The organism is Streptomyces sp. NPDC041200 (assembly GCF_055591805.1).
The window spans coordinates 1-20,717 of sequence record NZ_JBVIZF010000041.1; the positions used below are offsets into that span (position 1 = coordinate 1).

The window sequence follows — 20,717 nt, forward strand, 5'->3', positions numbered from 1 at the left end:
CCCGCCTACGGACTGGTGCAGCTGGCCCGTAACGTCGCCGCGGCCGACGACTGGCAGCGGCGGATCCTGCCCGGGGGCGCCGCGCGGCGCCCCCGCGCGCACGTCAAACCGCTCGCGGCGGGCGGCCGGGTGGTGGGGCACGAACGCTCCGAGGTCGGCCTCCGGCTCGCGGCCGTCGCCGGGGACACGGTCGCGGTGGACATGGAGGGCTTCGGCTTCCTGGCGGGCGCGTACGTCAACCAGCACCTCGACGCGCTGGTGATCCGGGGCATCTCCGATCTGCTGGGCGACAAGGGCGAGGCACACGACGAGCACTGGCAGCCGGTGGCCTCCCGGCACGCGGCCGCCTTCGCCTTCGAACTCATCGGGCGGCTCCCCGGCGCGCGGACGGCGCCCGGCGCGCCCGGTACAGCCCGCGCGGCACCCCGCACCCCCGCCCCGCGCCCCCGCAAGCTCACCATCCGGGAACTCGGTGGCCTCGCTGAGCTGTTGCTCGAGGTCCCCGGGCTGTCCTCCCCCGCCCGCTGGCAGCAGCTGCTCGACGAGCTGCCCACCGTCGGCACCGCGGTCAGCCGCCAGTCGGCGAGCCGCGCCGAGGCCCTGGCCCTGCTGCGTACGTGCGAGGCACACCGGGCCCTGGGCGAGCTGGTGTCCGTCCTGGAGGTGCTGGCCCCCGACGACCCGGCCGCGGCCGAACTCGCCCGCCGCGTCGGGGAACTGGGCCTGGGCTGACCGGCGTCCGGGGGCGGGAAGGGTGTCGCCGGGGGCGTGCGGGGCATACAAGTTGTCCGGAGTCCGCGCGGGCGGCGCTTGCCTGTGGAAGGGTCTCCGGAGGGATCATCGGCGGCGGGGACCGGTGATGCGGTACGGGGGAGGCACGGCATGGCGGCCATGCGGGAAGGCGGCCTCAGATCGGTCAACCATCTGGTGTCGGCTCTGAAGGAGTTCCGCTGTCTGACGGATCCGGATTCCCGGGCGCTGTGTCTGGACCTGGTGGCCATGGAGATGGAGCTGGCGTCCGTCCCGGTGCGCGGCCACCGCGTCACCGACTACTTCCTGGTGGAGCTGGCCCGGGAGTGCCTGGAGAACGTACGGATGATGCGCGCGCTGCGCGCCTCGCTCGCGGTGCTGGCGCCGGGCACGGACGCCATGGAGCACCTCGATTCGGTCGTCGAGCAGATGACGGCCCGCCCGGTGCTGCCCGCACCGGCCGCGGGCGGGCTGCGGTCGCTGCTGGAGGGCCTGGAGTTCGGGCATCTGGGCCAGCTGTGCCGGGCCGCGGCGGGTCCGCTGCAGGACGTCCCGGCGGTCACCGGCGCCTGGCACGCCTTCGAGGAGCTGAGCCGGATGAACGCGCGGCCGGACGGGCTGCCGCCGGGGCTCGCCCTGGTGGAGTATCTGGCGGCGTCGGCCCAGCCGCTGCGGAAGGCCGACGCGCTGCGGGCGTGGGCCGATGAGCGGGCGCGGGAGCTGGACCTGACCTCGCAGTTGAGATCGCTGCGCCAGCAGGTGGGGCACGCCGCCCCGGCCGCGCCGGACGACGCGTACCTGGTGATCCGGCTGCTGCCGCAGGAGGAGCCGGGCCGTTACGAGCTGTCGTCCTGGCACCAGTACGACCCGAGCGGCTGGCACCCGGCCCGCGGTCCGGTCACCCAGGTCACCGCCGCCACCGCCGAACGGGCCGTCCAGGAGCTGGTGTACGCGGCGGAGGAGGAGTGGAAGGACGCCCGGTGCATCCATCTGGAGTTCCTGCTGGGCCCGGATGACCTGAATCTGCCGGTCCACCTGTGGCGCAAGGAACTGGACAGCACGCTGGCCACTCCCCTGTGCATGGACTATCCGGTGGTGGTGCGCAGCCTGGAGCGGAGCCAGACCAGACGCTGGCACCGCCCGTGGAACCAGCGCTGGCAGCTCTTCACCGGACGGCCGGAAATGGCCCGGCAGCTCGTCGTCGAGGGCCAGGATCCGGACAGTCCGCGCTCCGGCGATCCGGCCGCGCTGCTGGCCCGGCTCCAGGCGGATCCGCACGTCGTGGCGCTGATCCTGGGCTCACCGCCGGGCGGCGCCGGTGCGGGTTCCCACGAGGCGCTGGCGGCCTGGCGGGCCGGAATTCCGCTGGTGGCGTGGGATCGCCGCCCCACCCGGGATCCGGCGTTCGTCCAGCACTTGAGACAAAAACCGGACGAGGCAAGCGGGGACCTGGCACGGCTCCGCGAAGCCGTGACAAAGTTACGTCTGGACGCCCATACGATCGACTCCGCGGAGCGGGAGCATCACCCGGGGCAGCATGTGGTGCTCGTCTGGGACGACCCCACCCGCCCCGTGGAGACGCAAGGACGCATGACGGGGCCGGACGAGGGGGTGGGCAGTCGATGAGCGAGGCGGAGCCTGCACGGCGGCACAACGGACGGATCCCGGGCGGCGAACCCGGTTCCTCCTCCAGTCCCCTGCCGTCCGGCATACCGCGCCCCTGGTGGATCTACCAGGGCACCGGACGCCCGCTGCACGACGTCAGCCTGGAGGACATCCTTCCGCCCCCGCCGCCCTGGCGCACCTTCGGCGGGGTCTCGGCCAGCCCGGCGGATGGCTACGGCGGCTACGAGGGTGAGGGTGCTGACGGCGCGTTATCCGACCCGGACGAGCCGCCGACCGAGCCCCCGGCGCCGCCGGAGGACGTCCAGGACGCGGTCCGCCGCCTCGGCGCGACCCCGCTCGGTCTGCGGTCCGAGGCGGAGGAGGCGGACGTGGTGAACGCCGCGCTCATCCTGCGGCGCCCGCTGCTGGTGACCGGCCGCCCGGGCACGGGCAAGTCGACGCTGGCGTACCGCATCAGCCGGGAGCTGGGTTTGGGCCGGGTGCTGCGCTGGCCGATCACCACGCGTTCCACCCTGCGGTCGGGTCTGTACGGCTACGATGCCGTCGGCCGCGTGCACGCCGCGGCGGCCGGACAGGCGGCGGAGGATGACGGACACGAACCCGGACCGGAGGACATCGGCGACTTCCTCCAACTCGGCCCGCTGGGCACGGCGATGCTGCCGCACCGCCTCCCCCGCGTCCTGCTCATCGACGAATTCGACAAGAGCGACATCGATCTGCCCAATGACCTCCTCGACATCTTCGAGGCCGGGGAGTACTCCATCCCCGAGCTGGTGCGCATCCGCAGGCGGCGCCCGGCCGTATCGGTCCTCACCGACGACCCCGACCGCAGCACCGTCATCGCCTCGGGCCGGGTGCGCTGCCGTGCCTTCCCCGTGGTCGTCATCACCAGCAACGGGGAGCGGGAGTTCCCGCCCGCGTTCCTGCGCCGCTGTCTCCAGCTGCGGCTGCCCGACCCGGACGCCGACCGGCTCGCCGCGATCGTGGCCGCGCACCTGGGCAGATCGGACGACCCGCGCGCCCGGGAACTCATCGATGTGTTCCTGGAGCGCAGTCGGCACGAAGGCGGGCTCGCCGCCGATCAGTTGCTCAACGCGGTATATCTGGTGACGGCCCGTTCGGAGGCTCCGGGGCCCGAGTGGGAGGAGCTGCTGCGCGCCGTCTGGCACCGGCTGGACGCCGCAGGCCCGACATGACACAGGATCCAGGCGGCGGGTCCTGCGAGCACGGCCCACGGGACCTCGACTGGCAGCAGATCGCCGATGCTTTCTGGCTGACCGTCTGCAAGGCCGAGACGGACCGGGGACCCGGTCATCCGGCGCCCGGCCCGCTCCCCGCTCCCCCGCCGGGCGACACCCCGCCGCCCGCGGGCGACCGGTCCCCCGCACCGCCGCCGGAGGACGACGGCGGGCCGCGGCCCGAGCCCGTGCCCGAACCGGCCATCTCGGCGCCGCAGCCCGTGGAACTCGTCGACGCCCCGGGCGCACCGGACGAACCGTCCGGGACGGAACCGGCGCTGGTCACCGACGTCATGGTGCCCGCGCCCCGGCCGTCCGCCGCCGGACCGCTGGTCGCCGAGCGCGCGCTCTCCCGGGCGCTGCGCCCCCTCAAGCGCACCTCGCCCTCGCCGGTCGCGCTGGAGGTCGACGAGGAGGCCACCGCCGAGCGGGCCGCCCGCGAGGGGCTGTGGCTGCCGGAGTTCGCGCCCGTCCAGGAGCGCTGGATGGACGCGGTCCTGGTGCTGGACTGCGGCAGCTCGATGGTGGTGTGGCGGCGTACGGCGGCGCGGCTGGTCACCGTGCTGGAGCGGACGGGTGCCTTCCGGGACGTCCGGGTGCACCGGATGAACACCGATCTCCCGATACCCGAAGGCCATGACTCCCCGGTGGACGGCATGGCACCGCGCGGGAAGCGGACGGTGCTGGTGCTCACCGACGGGATCGGCGCGGCCTGGGGCGACGAGAGCGCGCAGCGCGCCCTGGGGCGCTGGGCCCGGCGCGCGTCGGTCGCCGTGCTCCATGTGCTGCGCCAGGGCCGCTGGCACCACACCGGGATCGCACCGGAGCGGGTCCGGGTGCGGGTCCCCGAGCCCGGCGCGCCCAACGGCGCCTGGCGGCGGGCCGACGGGGGCACCTGGCCGGGCGGCGAACCGCCGGTTCCGGTGCTGGAGCTGGACGCGCGCTGGCTGGGCAACTGGGCGCGGCTGGTGGGCCGTCCGTCCGAGCGGGGCCATGACACGCTGGCGCTGCTGCCCGGGGCGCAGGCCGAGCCCTGGGATCCGCGGCCGGAACCCAGCGCCTGGGACCGGGTCTTCCGCTTCCGCTCCACCGCTTCGCCGAGCGCCTTCCGGCTGGCGGCGCGGCTGGCGGCGGCGCCGCTGAACATTCCCGTGATGGAGTTCGTCCAGGGGATCCACCAGCCGGAGGGCAGCCCCGGTGATCTGGCCGAAATCCTGCTGGGCGGGCTGTTACGCAAGGTCGGCACCGCCGATCCGCTGGACGAGACCGGAATCGGCTACGAGTTCCACGACGGAGTGCGGGAACTACTGCTGTCCGCCGGATTACGGGACGAGTCGCTGTACACCCTGCGCAGCGTCCTGGACCGGCTCGGCCGCCGCTGGAAGCCGCTGCATCTGCTGCGCGATCTGCTCAACCATCCCTCGGGGCCGGTGCGGGACCTGCCCGACACCGACCGCCTGATGCCGTACATCCGCCTTCAGGAACAGGTCTACCAGGCGCTCTCCGGACCCTATCTCGAAGGCGCGCGCTCCTTTCGCGCCCTTGTCCTCGCGCGCCAAGCGCTCCCCCGCACGGGCGAAAGCCGTCCGGATCCCTTTGAAGACGTACCCCATTGGGGAAATGTGGTCCCTGAGGTTGCCGTGACTGACTCCATGACTCCCCGATCCCGCCCGTCGTCCCAAGCCGACGATTCACCATCCCCGCCGGCGCACGGCACGCCGGGTACGGCGGGGGAGCATCCGAGAGGAACCTTCGTGTCCGTGACCGCTGCCCGGTCCCTGCCCGCCGTGGAGGAGCGCCGCGCCGGGGAACCCCCGTCCATCTGGGGCAATGTGCCGCCCCGGAACAACAACTTCACCGGACGGCGGGCGCTTCTCGACACGCTTCACGAGCGACTGCGCAGCGAGGGTACGGCCGCCGTGCTCCCCGAAACCCTGCACGGCCTCGGCGGGGTCGGAAAGTCCCAGATCGCCCTGGAGTACGTGCACCAGCACGCCGCGGACTACGACGCGGTGTGGTGGATCCCGGCGGAGCGCCCGGAGCAGATCCGCCAGGCGCTGGTGCAGCTCGCCGACCGGCTCGGTCTGCAGGCGGGCATGGAGGCGAACACGGCGGTGCCCAGTGTGCTCGACGCGCTGCGCACCGGCCGCCCCTGCCGCAACTGGCTGCTGGTCTTCGACAACGCGGAGGAGCTGGAGACGGTCCGGCCGTTCTTCCCCGCGGGCGGGCCCGGCCGGATCCTGGTGACGTCGCGGAACTCCCAGTGGTCGCGGGCCGCCCGGACCGTCGAGGTGGACGTCTTCGAGCGCGAGGAGAGCATCCAACTGCTGCTGCGGCGGGGGCCGGAGCTGCCGGACGAGCAGGCCGACCGGATCGCCGAGACCCTGGGCGACCTGCCGCTGGCGATCGAGCAGGCGGCGGCGTGGCTGACCGAGACGGGGATGCCGGTCGAGGAGTACCTCCAGGTCTTCGAGGACGAGCGGGCCGACGTCAGCACCCGCCGCAACGAGCTGCTGGCGGCCGGGGTTCCGGTCGACTATCCCGAACCGGTCGCCGCCGCCTGGAACATGTCGCTGCGCCGCCTCGCCGAGCACCACCCGGGCGCGCTGCAACTGCTGCAGATGTGCTCCTTCTTCGCCCCCGAGCCCATCTCCCGGCGGCTCTTCTCCGGCATCCGGGGAGTCTCCCTCTCCCCCGAGCTGTCGGAAGTGCTTCAGGACCCGATCAAACTCGGTCATGCGATCCGGGAGATCAACCGCTACGCCCTGATCAAGATCAATCACCGCAGCAACACCATCGAACTGCACCGGCTGGTGCAGGCGGTGCTGATCGGCCAGATGTCCACGCAGCAGCAGGCCGACATGCGGCACAGCGCCCATGTGCTGCTGGCCTACGGCGACCCCAACGATGTCTCGCCCGGCAACTGGGGACGCTACGCGGACCTGCTGTCGCACGTGCGGGCGTCCCGCGCGATGGACTGCGACGACAAATGGGTGCGGCAGATGGTGCGGAACCTGGTCCGGTTCCTCCATGTCTGGGGCGACCACGAGGGCGCTCTCGAACTCGGCAGCCGGGTGCGCGAGAAGTGGCAGGCCTCGCTCGGCGAGGACACCCCGGAGACGCTCGCCATCTCCCGCACGCTGGGCCATGTCCTCACCCTGCTCGGCCAGTTCAAGCAGGCCCGGGACCTCAACAGCCGGACGCTCGAGCTGACGCGGGCCGGCGACGGTGATGACCACGAGAACACGCTGGTCACCATCGGGGCGGTCGCCAAAGATGCCCGCTACCAGGGTGATTACGCACGCTCCGTGGAGCTGGAGGAGGACCGCTGGCGGCGGACCGTCCGGCTGTTCGGCGACGAGGACCCGTACACCATCGCCGCCGCGAACGACTACGCCCTGGCGCTGCGCTCCGCCGGGGACTACGCACGCGCCCGCGAGGTGGACGAGAGCGCCCACAACCTCGCCGAGGTCGTCCTGGGCGAGGATTCGCTGCTGACGATCCTGCTGGAGACCAATCTCTCGATCGACGTCCGGGAGAGCGGCGACTACGTGGCCGCCCGCACCATGCTGGAGCAGACCTGCGCCCGGGTCCGCCGGCTGCTTCCGCAGAACGCGCCGATCGGCGTCTTCGCCCTGCGCAACCTCGCCGTGGCCCGCCGCAAGGCGGGCGACCACGAGGGGGCGCTGGAGGTCACCCGGGAGGTCCTGGAGCGGTACCGGCTGCGCTACAGCGAGCCCAACCTCCACATCGCGGCGACCTCGCTGAACCTGTCCATGGACCTGCGCCAGACCGCCGACCTCGACGGCGCCCGTGAGCTGGGCCGCACGTGCCTGGACACCATGCGGTCCACGCTCGGGCCACGGCACCCGGTGACGCTGAGCGCGGCCATCGACCTGGCCGTCACCCTGCGGCTGCTGGGAGAGACCGAGGCGGCGCTCGCGCTCAACAAGGAGACGCTGCCGGTGCTGGTCGAGCAGCTGGGGGCGGACCATCCGATCGCCTTGGCCTGCGCGATCAATCTGGCCAGCGACCACTACACGCTGGCGGACTACCAGGAGGCCCGGGAGCTGGACACCGCCACGCTCGCGGACTGCCGGTCACGGCTGGGCGAGGACCACCCCACCACGCTGGCCTGCGCGGTCAACCTGTCCGGGGATCTGCGCGCCCTGGGCGAGGGACGGTCGGCCGAGGAGCTGCACCACGACACGCTGGCCCGGATGCGCGCCGTCCTGAGCCCGAGTCACCCGGCCACGGTCGCGGCGGCCCGGGGCATCCGCGCCGACTGCGACGTGGAGGCGATCGCCTTCTGACTCCCCGGGCCCGGTCCTCAGAGGGCTGTCCCGACCCAGGTCGCCAGCGCGACCGGATCGGGCACCTCACCGTCGTCGTCACGCAGCGCGCGGTGGACGGCGAGGATGACCTCCGGAGCGCGGAGCAGCGCCGCCCTGGCCGCACCGTCCGGCAGGGTGAGGGCGAGCCCGGCCCAGGCCGCGACATCGTCCGGGGCCCGGGCCAGTCGGCCGCGGTAGCCGCCCAGCGCGGCCAGCCGGTCGCCCCTGGCCCAGGCGAGATCGGCTCCGTCAGGGGCGTCGTCACCGCCGCCCTGCCCGGCCCGCAGCCGCTCCGGTTCGGTGAACCGGAGCCTGGCGAGCACCGTCCGCGGCACCGTCTTCGCCCGGGCGGGCTCGACCGAGGCGGGGAGCGGCTCCCGGGGCGGCGTACCGCTCGTCCGCCAGGCCCGCGTCCAGCGGGCGAGCGGCGCGGATGCGGGCCGCAGATGGCGCATGCGGTACACGAGCCGGTGGTCGATGACCAGATCCGCCGCCAGTCGCCGGGGTACGGACGGGACCGGCTCCGCGAGCCAGGGGGCCAGCCGCTCCGCCACCTGATCGAGGAAGCTCCTCCCCAGGCGCGTCAGTTCGGCGTGGGTACGCAACGTCTCCAGCCCGTGTGAGGTCTGCTCCCGGCGGAGGGCGAACTCGAACGCGGCGGTGTCCCGGTCGGGCCCGTCCTCCGTCCGGTGCAGGCGGTCCTGCCAGAAGCCGGTCACGCCCAGGAACGCGTACACCCCCTGCAGCATTCCGCGCAGCGGCCTCGGGTCCAGCCGCCAGGGCGCGTGGTGGACCTCCTCCCGTCCCCCTTCGATCAGGGGGACCAGGTCCATCAGGGCGCTGAGCTTGATGTGCTGGGCCTCGTGCACCAGCGCGGCGGCCAGGTCCGGCTCGTCCACGGGCCCGTTCATCAGGACGCAGCCGTGTGCCTCGGGAGACGAGGCGCTGAACGGCGCGGGGTGGGCCGCGTACGGTACGGGGACCACGGAGGCGACGCAGGCGGCGATCCCCGACGGGTCCACGTTGCGCTGCTCGGCGACCAGCCGCCAGGCGCCCGCGAAACGTTCCTGCCAGCGCTTCCAGGCGTCGTCGCCGAGCCGGTCCGGCGGTCTGTGACGGAAGAAGTCGCGATAGGGGTCGAGATCGTCAAGGAACGGCGAGCAGCTGTGCCCCCGGTGGTCACCGCGCAGCCGTCTGAGCCCGTGCCACCCGGGGGTGTCCCCCGCGAAGCCGGAGGCGGGCAGCGGCACCGTGTGCGGCCCGGCCACCACGGCCGCCGTTCCCTCACCCGTCCGCACGACCTCGGCGAGGTCCGGCGCGAGGTCCGGCGCCCGGCCCGGTGCGCGGTCCGGTACGAGGGCGAAGCCCAGCGCGGGCAGCATCACCCCGCCGTCGCGCACCACGACCGCGATACGGAAGTCGATGCCCGCGAGGAGGGCGGCCGAGGCCGCCATCGCGTACAGATAGCCGGTCTCGCTCCACAGCGGCGCGTCCGCCGGTTCCTGGCCGCGCAGCTGCCGCAGACACCGGCTGAGCCACACCCCCGTCTGCGGATGCAGCAACAGCCGTTCCACGGCGGCCGGGGAGCGGCGCTCGGCGCGTATCAGCAGCCGCCATGCCTCCCCGGCGGGGGGCAGGGGGCCGGGCAGGGCGGGATGCGTGGCGGCCACCTCGACCAGGGCCCGCAACAGCAGCATCGCGCGGCTTCGCTGACCGGATCTCAGCTCGGCGACCGATGACGCGCTTCCCGAACCCGCGGCCAGCTCGGTGAAGCACAGCGCCGATAAGTGATGGCGGGAGTCGGTCAACTCCCGCAACTCTGCCCCGCATCGGAGGCGCTGGCCGCCGTCGCCGGGTTTCGGACGCCTCCGATCAGCCGCAGCGCCACCACGGCGATCCCTTCATCCCGGTCGAGGTCTTCCAGTGTCGCTCCCGAAAGGTCCAGCAGCTCCGTCTCGACCTCGGTCGCGACTCGCTCCATGACACCGCCCTCCTCCGGACGTTCCACACCGACTCACGTGAGGCATCCCTATGGTGACCTACCCCTATTGATTGCGAAAGGGTGAACACGGCCAGCGTCAGGCGCCCTTCCCGGAGTGGACCGACTCGACCTCGAACACGCCGCCGCAGACGCGGAAGGAGCGCGCCGACACCGTCATGGAGGTGAAGGAGTCCGGCGGATAGGCCCGGATGCGGGCGGGGGCGCGGCGGCACGGCTTGTCGTTCGTGCCCTCGTTGAGGGTGTGCAGCGTCGCGGAGGCGCTGGCGCCCGGCGGCAGGGAGACCGTGGAGCGCGACGCGCCGCGCCGGGTGGCGGGGTCACCGATCGCGGAACCGGCGGAGTCGAGCAGCGAGACCCCGGGGAAGCCGGTGAGCGTGCAGGTACCGGTGGACTTGTTGGTGAGCACCAGCGGCATATAGACGTTGCCCGCGCCCACGTCCTTGCGCCCGAGGGAGAGGCGCAGCTGCTCCGTGGAGCAGACGCGCCGGGCGCCGGGCCGCGAGGCGGCGCCGCTGTTCGCCGTCGTGGCCGACGCGGCGGAGCTGGCGTGCGAGGCGGACGTGGCGTGCGTGGCGGGATGCGACGGCTCGGGGCGCGATGATTCGGGCCGCGAGGATACGGAGTGCGTTACGGGCGGCGTCGTGCGCCCGGTGTGTGCTGCCGACCGCGTCACGGTCGAGGCGGCGGGCTCACCGCCGTTCGGTGCGCTGGCGGAGCCGCCCCCGGTGTCGGCGCCGCAGGCCGTCACCACGGCCATCGCGCCGATGAGCAGCGCGCATAAGTGCCATCGCCGGGACCGCCGGGGCCTCGGCGTCGTCGTGTCGTTCCGGTGCGCCATGTGCGACCTCCCGGGGTCGTATCCGCTCTCTTTCGGCTCCCCTTTCCCCGCTTGGACGCCCTTATGTCTCCGGGGACATTGATCGCATTCCCCGGCAATTCCACGGCCTGCTTCCGCCCGCGCCCCGGTGACCGGGAAGCCACCGGGGAGCCGCCGGTCACATCACCAGGTGTGCCTTGCTGTGGGTGACTTCCTCGATGTCGCCGCCCGCCTTGCCGATCAGTCGGTGGGCCAGGTTGCTCAGCGCCCTCGCCGCCGCGATCTCCTCGCCGACCCGCGGCTGTGCCGGGTCATCGGGGTTGCGGTTCGCGCGGCCCTGGGCGAGCATCTCGGTGCCGTCGTGCATCCGCAGCCGGACGACCGCCTCAGTCAGCGGACCGATCTCGCGGAATTCCATCTGGATGTCGCATCCCACGATCGTCTCCATCACGATCACCTCCTGCGTCACCTTCCAGGATGCGCCTCCCCGTGCTGTCCGGTCGACCTGGTCAGCAGTTCCATCACCTCGGCGTCGCCGGTCTGGGAGAAGTCCTCGTACCACTCGCCGACCGCGGAGAAGTCCGGGGGCGTGGACAGGCACACCACCTCGTCCGCGTCCTCACGCAGCGACGCGACCGCGTCCGGCGGCGCCACAGGGACGGCCAGGACGGACCGGGCCGCCCCCTGGGCCCGCGCGACCCGGCAGGCGGCGCGGGCCGTGGCACCGGTCGCGATCCCGTCGTCCACGATGATCGCCGTACGGCCCTCCACCGGGATCCGCGGCCGGTCGCCGCGGAACCGGCGCGCCTGGCGGGTCAGCTCGGCCTGCTCGGTCCGCTCGACCTCGGCGATCTCTTCCTCGTCCGCCTGGCTCATCCGGATGATCGCCTCGTGGACGACACGTACCCCGCCTTCGCCGATGGCGCCGAAGCCCAGCTCGCGGTGGAAGGGGACGCCGAGCTTACGGACGATGATCACGTCCAGCGGCGCGTGCAGCGCCCGGGCCACCTCGAAGGCCACGGGCACCCCGCCCCGCGGCAGCCCCAGCACCACGGGGTCCTCCTCGGCCAGCGGCCCCAGCCGCTGGGCGAGACGCCGTCCGGCGTCCACCCGGTCAGTGAAGATCATCGCTCACCCCCGGCACACATTCCTCCTCCTTCGAATCAAGCCGACATTTCTCCGGGCCGCAAACCGACGGCACACCGGCCGCACATCGGCGGCGGCTCCGGCACCCTGGAGGCATGGAGCACACCACAAACCGGGACGATTCCGGTTACCCCGTCTACGTCGAATCATTCGACTCCGACAGCCGCTACCGGCGGGTGCGGCTTCGGGGGGTGGGGTGTGAACCCCTCGAAAGGGAGGAGTTCGCGCCGCGCGTCCGGCAGGTCTTCCCCGGCATCGACCTCGACGACCCGGACCAGGTCCACTGGGCCGACCGGCCCGGACAGTGGCCGACGTGGCATCCGGGCGAGGCGTGAGCGCGCATGGGCGTCCTGGTCGGCACATCGGGGTGGCAGTACAAGGACTGGCGCGGCGTCCTCTACCCCGCCGACTGCCCGCAGCGGCTGTGGCTGGAGGAGTATGCCAGGGGCTTCACCACGGTCGAGAGCAATAACGCGTTCTACCGGCTCCCCGAGCACGATCAGTTCGCGGTCTGGCGGGACCGTACGCCCGGCGGATTCGTGATGGCGCTCAAGGCCAGCCGCTATCTCACCCACATCAAGCGGCTGCGCGACCCGAAGGAACCAGTGGCGCGGCTGATGTCCCACGCGGAAGGACTCGGCGACCGGCTGGGCCCGGTCCTGCTCCAGCTCCCGCCGACCCTGCGGGCCGACCCCGGGCTGCTGGACACCTGTCTGTCCTGCTTCCCGGCCGGTACCCGGGTGGCGGTCGAGCCGCGCCATGACTCGTGGTGGACCGGGGAGATCCGCACCCTGCTGGAGGACCACGGCGCCGCGCTGTGCTGGGCGGACGTGGGCTCGCGCCCGGCCGCCCCGCTGTGGCGGACCGCCGGGTGGGGGTACGTACGCTTCCACGGCGGCCGGGCCGAGCCCGCACCGCGCTACGGCCGCCAGGCGCTCGCCACCTGGGCGCGCCGGGTCCATGACACCTGGCCCGGCGAGGCCGACGTCTACACGTACTTCAACAACGACACGGGCGGGGCGGCGGTCCACGATTCCGTCGCCTTCGCCCGTGCCGTGGCGCGGCTGGGCCGCGCGGTCAGCCGTACGCCCGAGCTGTGAACGCGATGGGCGGCGGGGGCGGCTACTCCTTCACCGCGCCGCCCAGCATGCCCTCGATGAACCGGCGCTGGAGCGCCACGTAGACCACCACCACCGGCAGCGCGATCAGCACCGACGCCGCCGCGAGCAGCGACGCGTCCGAGCTGTGCTGCCCCTGGAAGAAGGCGAGGCCGAGGGGGACGGTGCGATGGGCCTCGTCGCTGATCATCACCAGCGCCATCAGGAACTCGTTCCAGGTCCACATGAAGGTGATGACGACCATGGTGGAGATCGCCGGGCGGCCCATCGGGACGAGCACCCGCCACAGCGTGGTCCAGCTGTTCGCCCCGTCGATCCGGGCCGCCTCGATCACCGCCCGCGCGCTGCCCCGGAAGTACGTCCGCATCCAGAACACGCCGAACGCCAGCGACTGGGCGGTCTGCGGAAGGATCAGCGCCCAGTAGGTGTCGGTGAGTCCGGCGTACCGCAGATCGAAGTAGAGCGGGACGACCAGGGCCTCCTGGGGCAGGGTCAGCCCGATCACGAAGAGGTAGAACAGCGGGGTGGAGCCGGGGAAGCGCATCACGCCGAAGGCGTACGCGGCGAGCACGGCCAGCACGGTGGTGGCCGCGACCACGGCCGTGGTGACCAGCACCGAGTTGCCGAGGTAGGTGCCGAAGTGGCCGCGGCTCCAGGCGTCGGCGAAGTTGCCCCAGTGCGGCCCGCCGCGTGGCAGTGAGAACCCGGTGTCCAGGGAGCCCTGCGAGCCGAAGGCGGTGGAGAGGATGCCGATGACCGGGGTGAGCGAGAGGACGGCGAAGAGGGTGAGGAGGGCGTAGGTGACGGCGCGTTCCCGGCGTGTGGTCATGTCCGCCGCCCTTCCACGAGCCGGGATACCGTGACGGTCAGGGCGAAGGTCAGGACCGTGAGGGCCACGCCGACGGCGGCGGCCGAGCCGACCTGGTTGGTCTCGAAGGCCCGGTGGTACACCTCGTAGGCGGGTACGGAGGTGGCGTTCCCGGGGCCGCCGCTGGTGGTGACGTAGATCAGGTCGAAGTTGCGCAGGCCCGCGACGATGGTCAGGGTCAGCGCCACCGCGATGTGCGGCCTCAAGGCCGGGAGGGTGACGGCGAAGAACTCGCGGACCGGCCCGGCGCCATCCATCCGCGCCGCCTCGTACAGCTCGCGCGGGATGCGCTGGACCCCGGCGAGGAAGAGGACCATGCACAGCCCGGTGCCCACCCAGGTGCCGACGATCCCGACGGCGGGCAGCGCCCAGGTGTAGTCGCCGAGCCAGGGGCGGGCGAGGGAGCCGAGACCGACCGCGCGCAGGGTGTCGTTGAGCAGTCCGTCGGGGGCCAGGATGGACCGCCAGGCCACGGCGACCACGATGAGCGCCAGCACCTGCGGCAGGAACAGGACGGTGCGGAAGAAGGTCATGCCGTGGATGCGGACCCGGGACATCGCGGCCGCCAGCAGCAGCCCGATGGCCACCGGCAGCGCCGAGTAGAACACGAGCAGCAGCAGGGCGTGGGCGAACGGGGCGCGCAGCGCGGGATCGCCGAACAGGTCGCGGTAGTTGTCGAATCCGGCCGGGGTGGCGGCGGTCAGCCCGTCCCAGTGGACGAACGACAGCCACACCGACTGCCCGAAGGGGTAGAGCAGGAACACCCCGTACACGAGCAGCGCGGGCAGGATGTAGAGATAGCCGACGGCGCGCGGCTCACCGGGCGCCCGGCGGCGGTGTCCCCCGGTCAGGGCGGTGGGCTTCATCGCGACTCCGCCGCGTGGCGCTGCCGCTGTGTGCGCAGGAAGGCGCCGTAGTCCCGCTGCAGGGTGGCGGCCAGTTGATCGGGGGAGGTCTTGCCGCTGACGACGCCCTGGAGGGCGGCCGAGAGGGTGTCGTAGAAGGTGGGGGTGGCGTAGTCGAGGTACGGGACGAGCCCGTCGGCGGCGCTGAGCCGCTTCCAGCCGTCGATCATCTGACCGTCCACGGTGTCCGGGGCGGCCCTGTCCGCGGCCGGACCGGGGACGGCGGGCAGCACTCCGTGCCGGGTCATGACGTCGGAGGCGTGGGCGCTGGTGAGGAAGTCGAGGTAGGCGGCGGCCACTTCGGGGTGGCGGGAGCGGGAGGTGATGGACCAGGCGAGGCCCTGGCCACCGGTGGTGACGGGGGCGCCGCCGGGTTTCGCGGGCGGTGGCGGCATGAGGCCGAGCTTGTCGCCCATCGTCTTCTTGAGGTCGGCCAGCAGCCAGTTTCCGGTCATCAGGTACGCGCCGTCGCCCGAGGCGAACTTCTTGGCCGCGTCGTCGTATCCGAGGCCGCCCGCGCCCTTCGGCAGATAGCCGCGCTTCATCCAGTCGCGCAGGGTCGCGGCCGCGTCTTTGGTGGCCGCGGTGCCGAAACCGGGACCGCGGCCGAGCACCGTGTCGCGGGCCGCGGTGGCGGCGTACTGGTCCTGGAGCACCCCGAAGGTGTGGATCGCGGGGTACTTGTCGAGGTTGCCGAACTGGACGGGCAGTTCGCCCCGCTCCTTGAGACGGGCGAGCCCGGCGGTGAACTCGCCCCAGGTCTCCGGGGGCTTCAGGCCCGCCTTCCGCAGCACGTCCTTGTTGTAGTAGAGGCCGACGAACTCACCGGTCTGGGAAATGCCGTAGAGCCGTCCGCGACCGAAGTCGGTGCCGTCGACGGAGACCCGGTTGAGGTTCAGGAGGGTGTTCGGGTAGCGGGTGTTCCAGTCGTAGATCCCGGCGTAGTTGTCCAGCGGGGTGAGCAGCCCGGCGCGGACGAAGGAGACCATGTCCGGGTAGCCCTGGTTGGCCTGGATGACGTCGGGCGGGTTGTTGCCGGAGACGGCGAGCTTGAGGGTGGTCTTCAGATCGGTGAAGCTCCGCGCCACCCGCTTGATCCGCACATTGGGGTACTTCTTCTCGAACTCCCGGTTCAGCTGGGCGATTTCGCCGTTCGTACCGCCGCGGATCTCCTGGTCCCACACGGTCAGCGTGGTCTTTCCGGCCTTGGCCGGATCGGGGACGGCGGTGGCCGCGCCGGTCCCGGGTCCGACGGCCCCCGAGCCGTCGGTGCCGGGCACACAGCCCGCGGCGAGCAGGGTGGCGCCGAGGGCGAGGGCGGCCGGTAAGGCCCGGCGGGGACATCCCATGCGGTTCTCCCTTTCTGCGGGCGACGTGCGGGCGTCGAGGCCGGACGTCGGGGCTGCGACGTGCGGGAGTCAGGCCCCTTCTGCGACGGTCAGGCCCCTCGGGCGTCGGCCGCCCGGAAGCCGATGGTGGGCAGCGCCCGCAGCCGTGGCCAGTCGCCCACCCCGGGCGGGATCAGGCGGTCCAGGAAGCGGTAGCGCGCCACCAGCTCGCGGTCCGCCGAGCGGGCCGTACGGTCCCACCACGCGGCCACCTCGGCCCAGCCGGGCGCGGCGAGCGAGCCGCCGAAGTGCTGGACGGAGAGGGCGGCGGTGAGGTTGGCGAAGGCGAGCCGGTCGGCGAGCGGCCAGCCCGCGAGTGTTCCGGTCATGAAACCGGCGACGAACACATCGCCCGCCCCGGTCGGGTCGAGCGCTTCCACGGCGAGGCCCGGCACCTCGGCGCTCTCCCCGGTGAGGGAGTCGATGCCGATGGCGCCCTCGGCGCCCCGGGTGACCACCGCGATCGGCACCCGCTCGGCCAGCGCGCGCACGGCCCGCTCGGGCGTGTCGGTGCGGGTGTAGCGCTGGGCCTCGGTGGCGTTGGGCAGGAAGGCGTGGGTGTACGGCAGGTCGGGCAGGGTGGCGAGGTCCCAGCGGCCGGACTCGTCCCAGCCGACATCGGCGAAGATCTTGGCGCCCTGGTCGTGCGCCTGACGCACCCAGTCCTCCTGGCGGCCCGGTTCGTAGGCGGTCACACAGGCCCGGGAGCGGGGCGGCGCGGGCCTGGTGGCGGGCGGCGGGGCGGGGTGCTCGTGGGTGACCATGGTGCGTTCGCCCTCGTACGCCATGGACACGGTGACCGGTGAGTGCCAGCCGGGGACGCGCCGGGAGTGGGTGAGGTCGACGCCCTCGGCGTGCGCCAGGCTCTCCCAGCAGTAGTCCCCGTAGACATCGGCGCCGAAGGCCGCGGCGAGGGTGGTGTGCAGGCCGAGCCGGGCGAGGGCGGTGGCCATGTTGGCGATGCCACCCGGGCTGGAGCCCATGCCGCGGGCCCAGGTCTCGGTGCCGCGCACCGGGGCGTGGTCGAGACCGGTGAAGATGATGTCCAGGAAGACGGTGCCGGTGAGGTAGACGTCGTGGTCGGGATCGGCGGCGGTGCGCAGCGCGGCGAGCGGATCGATCGGCTGTATCGGACCGGGGGCTGCGGACGTGGGGCTCACCGGCGCGCCCTTCCTTGTTCGTCGTGACGTCGGATGAGCGACACCCTGCACCTCAGAGGGGCTTTATGCAAGAGGTCGGTCATACTCGCGCAGAGTCGCTCAGGTGGAGTACGTTGCCCCCATGCTGCGAGAGACCCGCCACGAGAAGCTGCTGAGCATCCTCGGCGAGCAGGGCGTGCTGCCGATCGGGGAGATCGCCAAGCGTCTGGAGATCAGCGAGGCGACGGCCCGCCGGGATCTCGCCGAACTGGGCCGGGCCGGCCGGCTGACCCGGGTCTACGGCGGAGCGGTGGCCGCCCCCACCCCGGACGAGGAGCGCCCGTTCGGCGAGGTGGCGGTCGACGAACCGGCGGAGAAGGCGGCGGTGGCCCGACGCGCGGCGGGGCTGGTCGCGGACGGCGATGTGCTGCTGCTGGACATCGGCACCACCACCCTCCACCTCGCCAGACTGCTGCGCGGCCGTCCGGTCACCATCGTGACCAGCAACCTGGCGGTCTACGACGAACTGCGCGACGACCCCGAGGTGACGCTGATCCTGCTCGGCGGTCAGGTGCGCGCCAACTACCGTTCCGTGGTCGGCTTCCTCACCGAGTCCAACCTGCGCCAACTGCGGGTGGGGCGGCTCTTCCTCGGTGCGAGCGGGGTGCTGTCCGACGGCAGCGTGCTGGACAGCACGCATGTGGAGGTGCCGGTCAAGCGGGCCATGCTGGCCTCGGCCCGGGAGGTGGTGCTGCTGGTCACCGCGGGCAAGTTCCCGGGCGACACCGGGCTGGCCCGGATCTGCGGCCCACGGGAGATCGACACCCTGATCACCAACGAGACCGCCGATCCGGCGACGCTCGACGCTTTCCGCGAGGCCGATGTGGAGGTAGTGACCGTATGAGGCTGACTGTGCTGGGAGGCGGCGGTTTCCGGATGCCGCTGGTGTACCGGGCCCTGCTGGAGGACACCGGGGACGACGCCGGGCGCTGCACCGAGCTGGTGCTGTACGACACCGACCGGCACCGGCTGGACGCGATCGGCGCGGTCCTGGCCGAGCAGGCGGCGGCCCTGGCCGAGCGGGCGGAGGACCGCTCCGGAGGCCTGCCCGCCGCCCCCGTGGTGCGGGCCACCACCGACCTCGACGACGCCTTGCGCGGCACCGACTTCGTGTTCTCGGCGATCCGGGTCGGCGGTCTGGAGGGCCGCGCCCGCGATGAGCGGATTCCGCTGGGCGAGGGCGTCCTCGGGCAGGAGACGGTCGGCGCGGGCGGGGTGCTGTACGGGCTGCGCACGCTGCCGGTGGCGACCCGGATCGCCGAGCGGATCGCGGCCGTGGCCCCGGACGCCTGGGTCATCAACTTCACCAACCCCGCGGGCATGGTCACCGAGGCGATGCGGCGGGTGCTGGGAGACCGGGTGATCGGCATCTGCGACTCGCCCGTCGGGCTGTGCCGCCGGGCGGCGCGGGCGCTGGGCACGGACCCGGACCGGGCGGTCTACGACTACGTGGGCCTCAACCACCTCGGCTGGCTGCGGGGCGTGGTGGTGGACGGCCGGGACCGGATGCCCGAACTGCTGGCCGACGCCGGAGCGCTGGAGTCCTTCGAGGAGGGCAAGCTGTTCGGGGCGGACTGGCTGCGGACCCTGGGCGCGCTGCCCAACGAATACCTGCACTACTACTACTTCAACCGCGAGGCGGTGGCCTCCATCCAGCAGGCCACGACCACCCGGGGCGAGTTCCTGCGCGAGCAGCAGGCCCGTTTCTACGAGAGCGCCCGCACCGCCGACGGCGGGGCGCTCGCGGCCTGGGAGCGGACCCGGCTGGAGCGCGAGACCACGTACCTGGCCGCGAGCCGGGAGGCGAGCGGCGGCTGGGAGCGCGACTCCTGCGATCTGGACGGCGGTGGGTACGACCGGATCGCGCTGGCCATCATGCGGGCCATCGCCCGCGACGAGCGCACCACGCTGATCCTCAACGTCGGCAACCGCACGGCCGTCCCCGGGCTGGACGCGGACGCGGTGGTGGAGGTGCCCTGCCTGGTGGACGCGGGCGGGGCGCGCCCCATGGCCACCGGCGCGGTGGCCCCGGACCAGCTCGGGCTGATGCTGTCGCTGAAGGCGGTCGAGCGCTCGGTGATCGAGGCGGCGGAGGCGGCCACGGCCGCCGGGCCCGCCGCCGCCCGGGGCGCGGCGCTGCGCGCCCTCGCGCTGCATCCGCTGGTCGACTCGGTCAATGTGGCCAGCCGCATCCTGGACGCCGCGGGCGTGCCCGCGACCGCGTAGCACCTGTCCGAACGGGCTTTCCCTAGACCTTGATCACGCCCGAACGGGCTCCGTTTCGGCCACGTTTTCGGAATCGGGCACGAAACGGGCCCGACCTGCGCCGATCCAGGCGTCCGCGATCCTCACCCAGCCTGGGCTCACCCGGGCTGACCTGCTGAGATAACGTTCGTGAAACGGGCACATCCGGTCATGATCCGTCTCGTGTCAAGCCTGGTCTCTCCCGTCGCGTGCTTGTAAAACTTCTCGCCAAGCCCGAAAAGAAGCAGGTGATGCGGTGTGGACGCGGAGGAACGCCGTCGGGAGATCCTCGACATGGCGCGGCGTGCCGGGGTCGTCGACGTCGGCAAGCTCGCCGCGGACCTCGGGGTGTCCAAGGAGACGGTGCGCCGCGACCTGCGGGTGCTGGAGCAGCACGGGCTGGTCCGGCGCACCCATGGCGGCGCGTACCCCGTGGAGAGCGCCGGTTTCGAGACCACCCTGGCCTTCCGCACCACCATGCACGTCCCGGAGAAGTCGCGGATCGCGACCGCGGCCGCCGAGCTGCTGGGCGACGCCGAGACGGTCTACATCGACGAGGGCTTCACCCCACAGCTGATCGCCGAGGCCCTGCCCCGGGACCGGCCGCTCACCGTGATCACCGCGTCCCTCGCGACCGCGAGCGGGCTCGCCGGTCGCGAGAACACCACCGTGCTGCTGCTGGGCGGCCGGGTCCGCGGCGGCACGATGGCCACCGTCGACCACTGGGCGACCCACATGCTCTCCGGCTTCGTCATCGACCTGGCGTTCATCGGCGCCAACGGCATCTCCCGGCAGTACGGGCTCACCACCCCCGACCCGGCGGTCAGCGAGGTCAAGGCGCAGGTGGTCCGGGTGTCGCGGCGCAAGGTGTTCTCCGGGGTGCACACCAAGTTCGGCGCCGTCAGCTTCTGCCGGTTCGCGGACGTGTCCGACTTCGAGACGATCGTGACCGACACCGGGCTGCCCGTGACCGAAGCCCACCGGTATTCGCTGCTGGGCCCGCAGATACTCCGGGTCTGACCCCGAAGTCCCCCTCTTTTCCCCTCCCTTCGTCCCCCTCCCCTTCTCTCCTCCCCTCGTCC

General features: G+C 72.7%; 17 protein-coding genes and 1 pseudogene. 9 read left to right on the forward strand and 9 right to left on the reverse strand.

The annotated features are described in order from the left end of the window. The 4 genes from ACZ6CL_RS38140 to fxsT all read left to right on the forward strand — a co-directional run. Positions 1–732, forward strand: a 732-nt coding sequence (locus ACZ6CL_RS38140) for an effector-associated domain 2-containing protein (protein WP_468944938.1), incomplete at its 5' end; no start/stop codon positions are given. A gap of 150 nt (positions 733–882) precedes the next feature. Then, entirely contained in the window at positions 883–2,376 is a 1,494-nt protein-coding gene (locus ACZ6CL_RS38145) for a VMAP-C domain-containing protein (RefSeq protein WP_468944941.1), read from the forward strand. Continuing rightward, positions 2,373–3,572 (forward strand): AAA family ATPase, encoded by a 1,200-nt coding sequence (locus ACZ6CL_RS38150; RefSeq protein WP_468944944.1) that lies wholly within the window; start codon positions 2,373–2,375, stop codon positions 3,570–3,572. The genes ACZ6CL_RS38145 and ACZ6CL_RS38150 overlap by 4 nt, the downstream gene beginning before the upstream one ends. After that, positions 3,569–7,927, forward strand: coding sequence for an FxSxx-COOH system tetratricopeptide repeat protein (fxsT, locus tag ACZ6CL_RS38155; RefSeq protein ID WP_468944947.1), 4,359 nt, complete (start codon positions 3,569–3,571; stop codon positions 7,925–7,927). Before ACZ6CL_RS38150 ends, fxsT begins: the two co-directional genes overlap by 4 nt. 17 nt (positions 7,928–7,944) lie before the next feature. Here fxsT and ACZ6CL_RS38160 read toward each other — a convergent pair whose 3' ends face one another. From ACZ6CL_RS38160 to ACZ6CL_RS38180, 5 genes and pseudogenes are all read right to left on the reverse strand, one after another. Continuing rightward, entirely contained in the window at positions 7,945–9,756 is a 1,812-nt protein-coding gene (locus ACZ6CL_RS38160) for an HEXXH motif domain-containing protein (RefSeq protein WP_468944950.1), read from the reverse strand. Then, on the reverse strand, positions 9,753–9,929 hold the full coding sequence (locus tag ACZ6CL_RS38165; RefSeq protein WP_468944953.1) for a hypothetical protein: 177 nt from the start codon (positions 9,927–9,929) through the stop codon (positions 9,753–9,755). The genes ACZ6CL_RS38160 and ACZ6CL_RS38165 overlap by 4 nt, the downstream gene beginning before the upstream one ends. A 97-nt stretch (positions 9,930–10,026) precedes the next feature. Then, complete coding sequence (locus ACZ6CL_RS38170) at positions 10,027–10,788, reverse strand: DUF4232 domain-containing protein (RefSeq protein WP_468944955.1); 762 nt, start codon at positions 10,786–10,788, stop codon at positions 10,027–10,029. A 157-nt stretch (positions 10,789–10,945) separates the two neighbouring features. After that, positions 10,946–11,215 carry a DUF1876 domain-containing protein gene (locus ACZ6CL_RS38175; protein ID WP_039940568.1) on the reverse strand — a complete coding sequence of 90 codons (270 nt, stop codon included), beginning with the start codon at positions 11,213–11,215 and terminating at the stop codon, positions 10,946–10,948. A gap of 32 nt (positions 11,216–11,247) precedes the next feature. Next, positions 11,248–11,895 (reverse strand): annotated as a pseudogene (locus ACZ6CL_RS38180) (phosphoribosyltransferase); the annotation flags it as partial. Between the two features lie 113 nt (positions 11,896–12,008). Here ACZ6CL_RS38180 and ACZ6CL_RS38185 point away from each other — a divergent pair. Together ACZ6CL_RS38185 and ACZ6CL_RS38190 are read left to right on the forward strand one after the other, a co-directional pair. After that, entirely contained in the window at positions 12,009–12,248 is a 240-nt protein-coding gene (locus tag ACZ6CL_RS38185; RefSeq protein WP_468944958.1) for a hypothetical protein, read from the forward strand. Between the two features lie 6 nt (positions 12,249–12,254). Further along, positions 12,255–13,013: a DUF72 domain-containing protein gene (locus tag ACZ6CL_RS38190; protein ID WP_468944960.1), complete on the forward strand. Its 759-nt coding sequence runs from the start codon at positions 12,255–12,257 to the stop codon at positions 13,011–13,013. Between the two features lie 22 nt (positions 13,014–13,035). Here the strand turns inward: ACZ6CL_RS38190 and ACZ6CL_RS38195 are convergent, their stop codons facing one another. The 4 genes from ACZ6CL_RS38195 to ACZ6CL_RS38210 form a co-directional block, all read right to left on the reverse strand. Then, positions 13,036–13,860 carry a carbohydrate ABC transporter permease gene (locus tag ACZ6CL_RS38195; RefSeq protein ID WP_468944962.1) on the reverse strand — a complete coding sequence of 275 codons (825 nt, stop codon included), beginning with the start codon at positions 13,858–13,860 and terminating at the stop codon, positions 13,036–13,038. Continuing rightward, positions 13,857–14,765 (reverse strand): carbohydrate ABC transporter permease, encoded by a 909-nt coding sequence (locus ACZ6CL_RS38200; RefSeq protein ID WP_468944964.1) that lies wholly within the window; start codon positions 14,763–14,765, stop codon positions 13,857–13,859. Before ACZ6CL_RS38200 ends, ACZ6CL_RS38195 begins: the two co-directional genes overlap by 4 nt. Then, positions 14,762–16,153: an extracellular solute-binding protein gene (locus tag ACZ6CL_RS38205; protein ID WP_468944967.1), complete on the reverse strand. Its 1,392-nt coding sequence runs from the start codon at positions 16,151–16,153 to the stop codon at positions 14,762–14,764. Before ACZ6CL_RS38205 ends, ACZ6CL_RS38200 begins: the two co-directional genes overlap by 4 nt. An 89-nt stretch (positions 16,154–16,242) precedes the next feature. Next, positions 16,243–17,352, reverse strand: coding sequence for a carbohydrate kinase family protein (locus ACZ6CL_RS38210; protein WP_468944970.1), 1,110 nt, complete (start codon positions 17,350–17,352; stop codon positions 16,243–16,245). 121 nt (positions 17,353–17,473) lie between these two features. Here ACZ6CL_RS38210 and ACZ6CL_RS38215 point away from each other — a divergent pair, with 121 nt between their 5' ends. The 3 genes from ACZ6CL_RS38215 (at position 17,474) to ACZ6CL_RS38225 (ending at position 20,655) form a co-directional block, all read left to right on the forward strand. Next, positions 17,474–18,235, forward strand: a complete 762-nt coding sequence (locus ACZ6CL_RS38215; protein WP_468944972.1) for a DeoR/GlpR family DNA-binding transcription regulator — start codon at positions 17,474–17,476, stop codon at positions 18,233–18,235. After that, entirely contained in the window at positions 18,232–19,617 is a 1,386-nt protein-coding gene (locus ACZ6CL_RS38220; protein ID WP_468944974.1) for a family 4 glycosyl hydrolase, read from the forward strand. Before ACZ6CL_RS38215 ends, ACZ6CL_RS38220 begins: the two co-directional genes overlap by 4 nt. A 276-nt stretch (positions 19,618–19,893) precedes the next feature. After that, a complete protein-coding gene (locus ACZ6CL_RS38225) occupies positions 19,894–20,655 on the forward strand; it encodes a DeoR/GlpR family DNA-binding transcription regulator (RefSeq protein WP_468944975.1) in 762 nt (253 codons plus the stop codon). Positions 20,656–20,717 lie beyond the last annotated feature (62 nt).